This is a genomic window from Polaribacter sp. Hel_I_88, assembly GCF_000687935.1.
Lineage (GTDB): Bacteria > Bacteroidota > Bacteroidia > Flavobacteriales > Flavobacteriaceae > Polaribacter.
The window spans coordinates 2,864,185-2,876,271 of record NZ_JHZZ01000001.1; the positions used below are offsets into that span (position 1 = coordinate 2,864,185).

Genomic DNA, 12,087 nt, shown 5'->3' on the forward strand with positions numbered 1-12,087 from the left:
TTTGAAATGATCATTTATATTAAAATTATCAAATAATTATGAAATTAGAAATCTTAGAAAAAGACAAATACTATCATATTTACAACAGAGGATTTAAAGGAGATGCCATATTTAAAACTGATGAAAATATGCGTTATTTTCTAAAATTAGTTGAAAAATATCTCACACAAAATATAACTATTTTATCTTATTGTTTAATTCCAAATCATTATCATTTTTTAGTACGAATAGATTGTGAGTCAGAAATTGCAATACAAGCTTTTTCAAATTTATTTAACGCGTATGCTAAAGCGTTTAATAAACAACAAGATAGAACAGGAAGTTTATTTGAAAAACATTTTAGAAGAAAAAATATAGATTCTGATGAATATTTAAAAAATATAATTTTTTATATACATAAAAATCCAGAGAGTCATAAATTAGTATCTGATTTCTCTAAATATGAATTTTCATCTTATCAAGGTATTTTAAATAAAACATCAAATATAACCTCCAATCACGATGTCATTTCTTTGTTTGACAATGTTGATAATTTTACTTTTTGTCATAAAAAAGAAATTAGTGATAAAGACCTACAAGGTTTTGAAAACCTTGCAGGTCAGAAAAAAGATTTTGAAATTTTTAAGAAAAAGAAAGTTAGTATGAAAAATAAATTCTACACATACATAGAAAATTTACAAGATACCATTACATCAACTTTAGAAAAAGTAGATGGAAAAGCAATTTTCGAAGAAGACTTGTGGAAAAGAAAAGAAGGTGGAGGAGGAAGAACCAGAGTGATTGAAAATGGTGCAATCTTCGAAAAAGGAGGTGTAAATATTTCTGCAGTTCATGGGGAATTACCTGAAGCTTTAAGAAAACAATTTAAAGTAAAAGAAGGTAATTTTTTTGCTTGTGGATTAAGTCTGGTGTTACATCCAACAAATCCTTTTGTACCAACAGTTCACGCGAATTGGCGTTATTTTGAAATGTATGATGCTGATGGAAATATTGTAACTCAATGGTTTGGTGGTGGTCAAGATTTAACACCTTATTATTTGTTTGATGAAGATGCCACTCATTTTCATTCGGTTTGTAAATCTGCTTGCGACAAACACAATCCAGCATTTTATCCGAAGTTTAAAAAAACCTGTGATGAGTATTTTTGGAATTCACATAGAGATGAAGCTAGAGGAATTGGAGGTTTATTTTTTGATTATTTAAAAGAAAACGATGAGTTTTCTATTCAAGACAGGTATAATTTTGTGACGGAGGTTGGGAATAGTTTTTTAGAAAGCTATGTGCCTATTGTTGAAAAAAGAAAGAAATTGGAGTTTTCTAAAGAGCAAAAAGATTGGCAAGAAGTAAGAAGAGGTAGATATGTGGAGTTTAATTTAGTTCATGACAGAGGAACTTTGTTTGGTTTAAAAACCAATGGTAGAATAGAAAGTATTTTAATGAGTTTACCACCAATTGTGCAATGGAAATACAATCATCAACCTAAAGAAAATTCGGAAGAAGCTAGACTTTTAAAAGTTTTAAAAGAACCTAAGAATTGGGTGTAAATAACAAAAGCAGGAACTTAGTTCCTGCTTTTTTTATTAACTCAAATAATATGTTTAGAAAGAGATAACTGCTTCTAAAACTAAACCGTTCATTTCTGCTCCAGATAAGGTATTAGACCAAACAGTGGTATCAGAATTATAAGATTGATTTACATACTCTGCTTTTACAAGTACATTTTTTGTCATAAACCAACCAGCACCAACATTAGTTCTTGTAACTTTTTGATCGTTTGGTTTAGCAGTTCCTGCTGCATAACCTTTATTTCCGTTTACAGAGTTATATCTACCTGCTACATAAAATTGGCCTTGTTCGCCAAATCTGTACAGCAACTCAGTTCCTAATTGTGTAAAAGAACCTTTAGTATTTCCTTCTACTCTATTTCCTTTACTGGTTTCATAAATTCCAAAGAACTCTAAGCCTTTATATTGTATAAAAGGATTAATTTGATAAGAGGTGTTATTTTTAAAACCTGGAGTAAATCTTCCAGAGAAATTGCCACTAGAAACTAAGTTTCCTCCATTATTTGCATTAAAAATATTATAGTATCTAGATCCTGCTCTGTCTCCATTATATAAGTGATCCCCATTATTGTAACCACCTTCTCTAATAAATGAACCTGTTAAACGTACTCTTAACGCTTCATTTACTTGTTTATCTATACCTGCTTTACCATAAAAAGTTGCTTTTAAATCTCTTTCTCCAACTATTGCAGTAGATCCATAACCAGTAACTGTTTGATCTACAGTTGGGTTTAATAATCCATTAGAAATACCTAAAACAAAAATATAGTTTTTTGGTTGTAAATTAATTTCTATAAAAGGCTCTACAGTATAAGCATCCATTAAATAGTTTCCTACAAAAGGGTTGTAAATAGCCATGGCATTATCAGATCTTCTAAAATGTGCATCACCATAGTTTAATTGGTCTACACCTACTCTTAATGTGGTAATATCCATTACACTTTTTAAGAAATCTTCTTTAATAAAGTTTAGTTTATCCATTTGTACATAACCCCCTTTTACCCAAGCTTCATTGTGATTTCTAGAAGAAAGAAATGTTCTTAAATGCATTCTAACACCATCTGCTAATTGAACATCAAAGTTTAAGTTGGCAGTTGGTAAATTTACGTTTCCACCAATTGGTGCTAAATTGTTAGCATCATTAGAGTGATCTACTGCTTGAAATTGAATTGCAAAATCACCTCCAACTTTTACACGTAATTTTGTAAAATCTACATCATTGTCTTTTTTTGTTTCAAATACATTTAAACCATCATAACCTGCTTGCCTAAAATATTGTATTTCTTGTGCATTTGTAGTAAACCCCACTAGAGCTACTAACGCAATTCCTAATATGTTTTTAATTGTTTTCATAATTATTTGTTTTAGTTGTTTTTCTATTTATTATTCGAATGTTAAGTTAAATTCTATCGTAATTTCATCACCAGTTTTTATAGTACCTAATAAGGCCTTTGGTGGATCTATGCCAAAATCTGTCATTTTCAGCATGTGAGTTCCTTTTAAAACAATAGGTTTTCCTTGTTTGTTTATTTTGGTTTTTACAGCTACACTTTTTGTTACTCCAGCAATCATTAAATCGCCAATTAACTTAATATCTACATGAGCAGCATCTTCTTTTATAATTTCGCCTTTCTTAAAAACGAAGGTGATATTTGGATAATCATCTGCTTTCAAAGCTTTATATGTAAGCTTATCCATTAAGTTTTTACCACTTTTTATGCTTAAAACTTCTACTGTAACATTTAAAGTTTCAATTTGTTCGTTATTAAGGTTGTTTGTTGTTAACTGAGCATCTGTTTTTTCTACAATACTTTCCCAATCATGTAAAGTAGAAGTACCTTGAATAAGAACTTTACTAGGTAGTTTTATTTTAAATGTTTCGCTTTTTTCTTGAGCAGAAATAAAGACAAATATGTGAAATAATACGATGGTTAAAATTGTTTTTTTCATGATTCTAATTATTTATACTGCAAATTTAAGGGGCAATTGTTTCTTAAATAATGATAATAATCATGTTTTAAGATTTTTAAAATACAGCACGATTTAAATAATAAAAAGAACAGAATCTTATAAAAAGAATTGATTTATATTTAATTATCCTTAATAAAACAAAGGATATAGCAGTAAAATTTTTGTTATTTTCATCAATACCTCTAATATTTTAAGGATAATATAATGTGATGTTTTTTTTTATACTTTTTTTAAGTCTTATTTACATCAAAAATCAACCAATTTTAGTATTTTTGCACCCATTAAAAAGTAATAAACATGGCAAGATTTGAATTAAAGTTACCTAAAATGGGTGAAAGTGTTGCAGAAGCAACCATTACTTCTTGGTTAAAAGAAGTTGGAGATACTATTGAATTGGATGAAGCTGTTGTAGAAATTGCTACAGATAAAGTAGATTCTGAAGTACCTTCTGAAGTTGAGGGAACTCTAGTTGAAATTTTGTTCGAAAAAGATGATGTTGTTGCTGTTGGTGAAACTATTGCTGTAATTGAAACAGAAGGTGGTGAAACTGCAGCTATTGAAACTAAGAAAGAAACAAAAAAAGAAAATACTGAAACTGATGCTCCTGCAAAAGTAGAAGAGGTAGAAAAAACAATAGAAAAAGCTTCAGCAACTGCTGCAAGCCCTATATTAAAAAATTCTGATTCAGGAAAGTTCTATTCACCATTGGTTAGAAATATTGCTCAAACTGAGGGTATTTCTATGCAAGAGCTAGAAAATATTTCTGGTACAGGAAAGGATGGTAGAGTTACAAAAGACGATATTTTATCATATTTAGATAATAGAGGCAAAGCACCTAAAGTTGCAGCAGCTCCAGTAAAAAAAGCTGAAAAACCAGTTGCAAAAGCTGCTCCTGTTTCAGTAAATGGAGGAGATGAAGTTATAGAAATGTCTAGAATGGGTAAGCTTATTGCTAAACACATGGTAGACTCCGTACAAACTTCTGCACACGTACAATCTTTTATAGAAATTGATGTTACAAATATTGTTAAATGGAGAGGTAAAGTAAAGGATGCTTACTTTAAAAGAGAAGGAGAAAAATTAACATTTACTCCAATTTTAATGCATGCTGTAGCATCAACTATTAAAAAATATCCTTTAATAAATATTGCTGTTGATGGTGATAAAATTATCAAAAAGAAAAATATCAATTTAGGAATGGCTGCAGCTTTACCAGATGGAAATTTAATTGTACCTGTTATTAAAAATGCAGATCAGTTGAATTTAGTTGGTATGACAAAATCTGTAAATGATTTAGCAAACAGAGCAAGAAACAACGCTCTTAAGCCAGATGAAATTCAAGGAGGAACTTATACAGTTACTAATGTTGGTAGTTTTGGTTCTGTTATGGGAACACCAATTATTAACCAGCCACAAGTTGCAATTTTAGCTTTAGGAGCAATTAGAAAAGTACCAGCTGTTATTGAAACTCCAGAAGGTGATTTTATAGGAATAAGACAAAAAATGTTTGTTTCTCATTCTTATGATCATAGAGTAGTAAATGGAGCTTTAGGAGGTATGTTTATTAAAACTTTAAAAGAAATTTTAGAAGGTTGGGATGTAAACGCTGATTTTTAGGACAACAAATCATACAGAATATAAAACGCTTGGAATTTTCCAAGCGTTTTTTTTGGTTAATAGTTTTGTTGTTTTTAGATTGAAATTCAAGAAATCGTTAGCGCTCGTTTTAAACGAGTGCCGTTAAAAAATATCAAAACAAGAATGTTACTCGTTAAAAACGAGCACTAGCTGTGGTTATTTTAATTGCGAATTACACAATATTTCAAAAAAAAACTCGCAAAGAATGCGAGTTTTTATATCAATTTAAAAATCAAAAAAGATTAAGAATTACTTTCTGTTCTAGTTTCTTTCTTTTTTTCTCCTTTAACAATGTTAATTGTAAGCTCATTCTTCTCTTCATCTAAATCCATTGCAATTACATCTCCTTCTGTTAAGTTAGCATTTACAATTTCTTCAGCTAAAGCATCTTCAATATATTTTTGAATGGCTCTTTTTAATGGTCTTGCACCATATTTTTTATCGAAACCTTTATCAGCAATATAATCTTTTGCTTTTTCGCTTAAATTTAAAGTGTATCCTAAATCTAAAATTCTGTTTAAAAGTTTGTCTAATTCAATATCAATAATAGAATGGATATCTTCTCTTTCTAGAGCATTAAAGACAATTACATCATCAATTCTGTTTAAGAATTCTGGCGCAAAAGATTTCTTTAAAGCACCTTCAATAATTCCTTTAGCATATTCATCTGCTTGTGCAGCTTTCGAGGAAGTACCAAAACCAACTCCACCACCAAAATCTTTTAATTGACGAGCACCAATGTTAGATGTCATGATGATAATGGTATTTCTAAAATCGATTTTACGTCCTAAACTATCAGTAATATGTCCATCATCTAAGATTTGTAATAACATATTAAACACATCTGGATGCGCTTTTTCAATTTCATCTAACAAAATAACAGAGTATGGTTTTCTACGAACTTTTTCCGTTAATTGTCCTCCTTCTTCATACCCAACATATCCTGGAGGTGCACCAATTAAACGTGAAATAGCGAACTTTTCCATGTACTCACTCATGTCAATTCTAATTAAAGAATCGTCAGAATCAAATAATTCACGTGCTAAAACTTTTGCTAATTGCGTTTTACCTACACCTGTTTGTCCTAAGAAAATAAAAGAACCAATTGGTTTGTTTGGGTCTTTTAGCCCAACTCTATTTCTTTGAATTGCTTTTACAACCTTGGTAACAGCTTCATTTTGCCCAATTACTTTGCCTTTAATCATGGCAGGTAATTCGTGCAATCTATGGCTTTCTGCTTCTGCAACTCTGTTAACAGGAATTCCTGTCATCATAGAAACTACTTCTGCAACATTATCTTCGGTAACAATTTCTCTATTTAATTTAGAGTCATCTTCCCATTGTTTTTGAGCAGAATTTAAAGCAGCCTCCATGTTCTTTTCATCATCTCTTAATTTGGCAGCTTCCTCATATTTCTGTCCATTAACCGCTTTTGTTTTTAAATCACGTATTCTTTCTAATTGAGATTCTAATTCTAAAACTTGTTTAGGAACAATAATATTGGTGATATGAATGCGAGAGCCAGCTTCATCTAAAGCATCAATAGCTTTGTCTGGTAAATAACGATCAGTCATATATCTGTTCGTTAATTTTACACACGCCTCAATAGCATCATCTGTATAATTTACATGGTGATGTTCCTCGTATTTATTTTTAATGTTTTGTAAAATCTGAATGGTTTCTTCAACAGAAGTTGGTTCTACAATTACCTTCTGAAAACGACGTTCTAAAGCGCCATCTTTTTCGATATTCGTTCTAAACTCATCTAAAGTTGTAGCGCCAATACATTGAATTTCACCTCTTGCTAAAGCAGGTTTTAACATGTTAGAAGCATCTAAAGAACCAGTTGCACCTCCAGCACCAACAATGGTGTGAATTTCATCAATAAAAAGAATAATATCATCATTCTTTTCAAGTTCGTTCATTAGGGCTTTCATGCGTTCTTCAAACTGACCTCTATATTTTGTGCCAGCAACCAAACTCGCTAAATCTAAAGAAACAATACGTTTATCAAACAAGATTCTAGATACTTTTCTATCTACAATACGTAAAGCTAAACCTTCTGCAATGGCAGATTTACCAACACCAGGTTCTCCAATTAACATTGGATTGTTCTTTTTTCTTCGACTTAATATCTGCGAAACACGCTCAATTTCTTTTTGACGTCCTACAACAGGATCTAGTTTTCCGTTTTCTGCTAAATTTGTTAAATCACGCCCAAAATTATCTAAAACAGGTGTTTTCGATTTTTTTACAGATTTTCCCTTTTGTTGTTCAAAAGGATTCGACTTTTCTGAAGGATAACTGTCATCAGATGGTGTTTCTGCAATTGGGTTTGTTGGCAAAATAGCATCTACATCATCTACATGTAATTCTTTGTATAAAGCTTTTGCTTCATCATAATTTACATGGTATTTCTGAATCAACTTTGTAGTTGGGTCATTTTCATTTCTTAATATACACAATAATAAATGTGCAGTATCAATAGAATCACTTTGATATAATTTAGCTTCTAAAAAAGTAGTTTTCAAGGCTTTTTCAGCTTGTCTTGTTAAGCGTAAACTAGGTTTATCTGTGTTTTCTATAAATGTTGGGTTGGATGGGTTTAGTTGCTCTAATTTTTTACGCAATAAAATTAAATCAACATCAAAAGCTGTTAATATCTCAATTGCTTTTCCATCTCCTTTTCTTATTAATCCTAATAAAAGATGTTCTGTTCCAATAAATTCGTGTCCTAATCTTAAGGCTTCTTCTTTACTAAAGGTGATTACGTCTCTTACTTTTGGTGAAAAATTATCGTCCATATTTCTTTTTGTCTTGAGGTGTATGTAGTCTCTTTCTTTTTTACATAATTACAAAAAAGATGCCAATATAAAAAACTGACAAACTGACTAATAATTAAAGATATAAAACTATTACAAATGAAACAAATAAAAGACTGTTAAAAATTATCAAAAAATGTTGATAACTATGATGTTTTACAGTAGATAAAACCTTTGTAAATACTGTTAGAAATAGTATCTTGCCTTGTTTTAAAAATTTGGATAAATACTAATAAGAATTATATATGTCAGAAGGGGAAAAATTAATTCCAATTAATATTGAAGAGCAGATGAAATCTGCATACATTGATTATTCAATGTCAGTAATAGTTTCAAGAGCATTACCAGATGTTAGAGATGGTTTAAAACCAGTTCACAGAAGAGTTTTGTATGGTATGCACGAGTTAGGAATTAAAGCAACAGGGTCTTATAAGAAATCTGCAAGAATTGTTGGAGAAGTTTTAGGAAAGTATCATCCTCATGGAGATACTTCTGTGTACGATTCTATGGTGCGTATGGCACAAAGCTGGAGTGTGCGTTACATGATGGTTGATGGTCAAGGAAACTTTGGTTCTGTAGATGGAGATTCGCCAGCAGCAATGCGTTATACAGAGGTTAGAATGCAAAAAATATCAGAAGATATGTTAGCTGATATTGAAAAAGATACTGTAGATCATCGTTTAAATTTTGATGATACTTTACAAGAGCCTACTGTTTTACCAACTAAAATTCCTAATTTATTGGTCAATGGAGCATCTGGTATTGCTGTGGGTATGGCTACAAATATGGCACCTCACAATTTAACAGAAGTTATTAACGGAACTGTTGCTTATATTGATAATAACGAAATAGAGATTGATGAATTAATGCAGCATATAACTGCCCCAGATTTTCCAACTGGTGGTATTATTTATGGTTATGATGGTGTTCGAGAAGCTTTTCATACAGGTCGTGGACGTATTGTAATGCGCGCAAAAGCTATTATTGAAGAGGTAAAAGGACGTGAGTGCATTATTGTTACAGAAATCCCATACCAAGTAAATAAAGCAGACATGATTAAGAAAACTGCTGACTTGGTTAATGAAAAAAAACTATCTGGTATTGCTAATATTCGTGACGAGTCTGATAGAAATGGAATGCGAATTGTGTATATTTTAAAAAGAGATGCAATTCCTAACATCGTATTAAATAAATTATTTAAATATACGCAGTTACAAACTTCTTTTAGTGTAAATAATATTGCTTTAGTAAAAGGAAGACCAGAGCAATTAAACTTAAAACAATTAATACATTATTTTGTTGAACATAGACATGAGGTTATTGTTCGTAGAACAGAATTTTTATTAAAGAAAGCAGAAGCAAGAGCACATATTTTAGAGGGGTTGATTATTGCTTCTGATAACATTGATGAAGTTATAAAAATAATTAGAGCTTCTGGCAATGCAGATGAAGCTAGAGAAAGCTTAATTGAGCGTTTTGAGTTAACTGAAATTCAAGCAAAAGCAATTGTAGAAATGCGTTTGCGTCAATTAACAGGTTTAGAGCAAGATAAATTACGTGCTGAGTTTGATGAAATTATGTTAACGATTGCAGATTTGAAAGACATTTTAGCAAATGAACCAAGACGTTATGACATTATTAAAGAAGAATTATTACAAATCAAAGACAAGTATGGTGATGAGCGTAGATCTATTATAGAATATGCTGGTGGTGATATGCGTATTGAAGATATGATTCCTGATACGAAAGTTGTAGTAACAATCTCTAATGCAGGGTATTTAAAGCGTACAAATCTAGATGAATATAAAGTTCAAAATAGAGGAGGAAGAGGTCAAAAAGGAGCAACTACAAGAAATGAAGATTTCTTAGAACATTTATTTGTAGGTACCAATCATCAATATATGATGTTCTTTACGCAAAAAGGAAAAGTATTCTGGATGCGTGTGTATGAAATTCCTGAAGGTGGTAAAAACACTAAAGGTAGAGCAATGCAGAATTTAATAAATATAGAACCAGACGATTCTGTAAAAGCATTTTTAGTAACAGAAGATTTAAAAGACGAAGATTACATCAACAGTCATTATGTAATTATGGCTACTAAAAAGGGTCAAGTTAAAAAGACTTCCTTAGAGCAATATTCACGTCCAAGAACCAATGGTATTAATGCCATTACTATTAAAGAAGGTGATGAGTTATTATCAGCAAAATTAACAACAGGAGATAGTCAAGTAATGTTGGCATTAGCCTCTGGTAAATCAATTCGTTTTGAAGAAGCAAAAACTCGACCAATGGGAAGAACAGCTTCAGGAGTTCGTGGAATAACTTTACAGCACGAAAATGATGAAGTTATTGGCTTAGTTGCTGTAAACGATATGGAAAGCAATATTTTAGTTGTTTCTGAAAAAGGCTATGGAAAACGTTCTAAATTAGAAGACTACAGGATTACCAATAGAGGAGGTAAAGGTGTTAAAACCCTTAATATTTCTGAAAAAACTGGTAATTTAGTAGCTATTAAGAATGTAGATGATTCTAACGATTTAATGATTATCAATAAATCTGGCTTAACCATTAGAATGGCTGTGGAAGATTTACGTGTTATGGGACGTGCAACGCAAGGTGTTCGTTTAATTAAAATTAAAGAAGATGATAGTATTGCTGCAGTGGCTAAAGTGATGCATGAAGAAGAGGAAGAAGAATCAGACGATATAAACTCTGAAGGTTTAGAGGCTACAGATTCAAATTCTGATGAGCAAAAAGAAAATGGCACGGATATTGAAAATGATACAGAAGAAAACCAAGAATAAATTATAAATTAAACACAGATTAAGATGAAAAAACAGATTATAGCAATTTCATTAGGATTGATGTCAATTGGAATGTTTGCGCAAAAAAAGGAATTAAGAACTATTGATAAAGCTATCAATAAAGAGGACTTTAAAACTGCAAAAGAAGGAATTGCAGCTTTAGAAAGTAATGAAAGCGCCATAGAAGAAAAATATGAAGCTTGGTATTATTATTTAAAAGGTTCTGCTTATGGAAAATCGAATGTAGAAAAAGCTGTTGAAGCTTACGATAAATTGTTTGAAATAGAAAAAGAAAGTGGAAAATCGAAATATACGGATGAAGCAAAACCAAAATTAAATGAATTAATTCAGTTTGTTTCAAATAAAGCTGTTAATGCTTATAATAATGACAAAGATTATGCTGCTGCAACAAAAAATTTCTATTTAACATTTAAGTTAAGCCCAAGAGATACTTCTTTTTTATACAATGCAGCTGTTAGTGCTTCATTAGCTAAAGATTACGAAGTTTCCTTAGATTATTACAAACAACTTCAAGATTTAGGATATTCTGGAATTACGACACAATATTATGCTGTAAATAAAGAAACCGGAGTTAAAGAAAACTTAGGGAGTAAAAGCCAAAGAGATTTAATGGTGAAGACAGGACAATATATGAATCCAATGAATGAAAATTCTGACTCTAAAAAAGGTGATATTATAAAGAATATTAGCTTTATTTTAATCGCACAAGGAAAAACGGATGAAGCAATTGTTGCCATTAAAGAAGCTAGAAAGAATGAGCCTAAAGATTTAAATCTTTTATTAAACGAAGCTCAATTATACATTAAGCTAGAAAAGATGGACAAGTTTCAAGAGCTAATGGAAGAAGCTGTGCAATTAGATCCTAAAAACCCTACTTTATTTTTTAATTTAGGTGTTGTAAATCAAAATCAAGGAAAAACTGAAGAAGCTATTGACTATTATAAAAAAGCTATTGAGTTAGATCCTGAATATGCAGATGCTTATATGAATTTGTCTGTTTCAATTTTAGCTGGAGAACAAGCGATTGTAGAGGAAATGAATAAAAATTTATCAAACTTTAAAAAGTATGATGAATTAGAGAAAAAACAAAAAGCATTGTATAATAAAGCACTTCCTTATTTAGAAAAAGCAGATGAACTAAGTAGAACAGAAGATACAGTAAAATCTCTTTTAAATATTTACGACCTAACAGGAAATAAAAAAGCAGAGACTTTAAGACCTATCTATAAGAAAATGAGAGGCATGTAAGCTGTAACATTCTTAAAA

At 30.7% G+C, this 12,087-nt stretch carries 7 protein-coding genes and 1 pseudogene; 5 read left to right on the forward strand and 3 right to left on the reverse strand.

Going from position 1 to position 12,087, the window contains the following annotated elements:
• Positions 1-38: 38 nt before the first annotated feature.
• Positions 39-392 (forward strand): annotated as a pseudogene (locus tag P161_RS20020) (transposase); the annotation flags it as partial.
• 249 nt (positions 393-641) lie between these two features.
• On the forward strand, positions 642-1,544 hold the full coding sequence (gene hemF, locus P161_RS19945) for an oxygen-dependent coproporphyrinogen oxidase (RefSeq protein WP_026777326.1): 903 nt from the start codon (positions 642-644) through the stop codon (positions 1,542-1,544).
• A gap of 54 nt (positions 1,545-1,598) precedes the next feature.
• On the opposite strand, the gene P161_RS0112705 is transcribed toward hemF, so the two are convergent.
• Both P161_RS0112705 and P161_RS18590 read right to left on the reverse strand, forming a co-directional pair.
• Entirely contained in the window at positions 1,599-2,918 is a 1,320-nt protein-coding gene (locus P161_RS0112705) for a hypothetical protein (protein WP_026777327.1), read from the reverse strand.
• A gap of 30 nt (positions 2,919-2,948) precedes the next feature.
• Positions 2,949-3,515, reverse strand: coding sequence for a YceI family protein (locus P161_RS18590; RefSeq protein ID WP_051605747.1), 567 nt, complete (start codon positions 3,513-3,515; stop codon positions 2,949-2,951).
• Between the two features lie 318 nt (positions 3,516-3,833).
• Between P161_RS18590 and P161_RS0112715 the strand changes: the two genes are divergently transcribed.
• Positions 3,834-5,153, forward strand: coding sequence for a dihydrolipoamide acetyltransferase family protein (locus P161_RS0112715; protein WP_026777328.1), 1,320 nt, complete (start codon positions 3,834-3,836; stop codon positions 5,151-5,153).
• Between the two features lie 263 nt (positions 5,154-5,416).
• Here the strand turns inward: P161_RS0112715 and P161_RS0112720 are convergent, their stop codons facing one another.
• A complete protein-coding gene (locus P161_RS0112720; RefSeq protein WP_026777329.1) occupies positions 5,417-7,978 on the reverse strand; it encodes an ATP-dependent Clp protease ATP-binding subunit in 2,562 nt (853 codons plus the stop codon).
• A 263-nt stretch (positions 7,979-8,241) separates the two neighbouring features.
• Here P161_RS0112720 and gyrA point away from each other — a divergent pair, with 263 nt between their 5' ends.
• Positions 8,242-10,800, forward strand: a complete 2,559-nt coding sequence (gene gyrA, locus P161_RS0112725) for a DNA gyrase subunit A (protein ID WP_026777330.1) — start codon at positions 8,242-8,244, stop codon at positions 10,798-10,800.
• 24 nt (positions 10,801-10,824) lie between these two features.
• Positions 10,825-12,069: a tetratricopeptide repeat protein gene (locus P161_RS0112730; RefSeq protein WP_026777331.1), complete on the forward strand. Its 1,245-nt coding sequence runs from the start codon at positions 10,825-10,827 to the stop codon at positions 12,067-12,069.
• Positions 12,070-12,087: the final 18 nt, after the last annotated feature.

Coding starts and splice junctions, on each gene's coding strand:
- hemF (WP_026777326.1), top strand. CDS start 642: ATGAAAAATAAATTCTACACATACATAGAAAATTTACAAGATACCATT.
- P161_RS0112705 (WP_026777327.1), bottom strand. CDS start 2,918: ATGAAAACAATTAAAAACATATTAGGAATTGCGTTAGTAGCTCTAGTG.
- P161_RS18590 (WP_051605747.1), bottom strand. CDS start 3,515: ATGAAAAAAACAATTTTAACCATCGTATTATTTCACATATTTGTCTTT.
- P161_RS0112715 (WP_026777328.1), top strand. CDS start 3,834: ATGGCAAGATTTGAATTAAAGTTACCTAAAATGGGTGAAAGTGTTGCA.
- P161_RS0112720 (WP_026777329.1), bottom strand. CDS start 7,978: ATGGACGATAATTTTTCACCAAAAGTAAGAGACGTAATCACCTTTAGT.
- gyrA (WP_026777330.1), top strand. CDS start 8,242: ATGTCAGAAGGGGAAAAATTAATTCCAATTAATATTGAAGAGCAGATG.
- P161_RS0112730 (WP_026777331.1), top strand. CDS start 10,825: ATGAAAAAACAGATTATAGCAATTTCATTAGGATTGATGTCAATTGGA.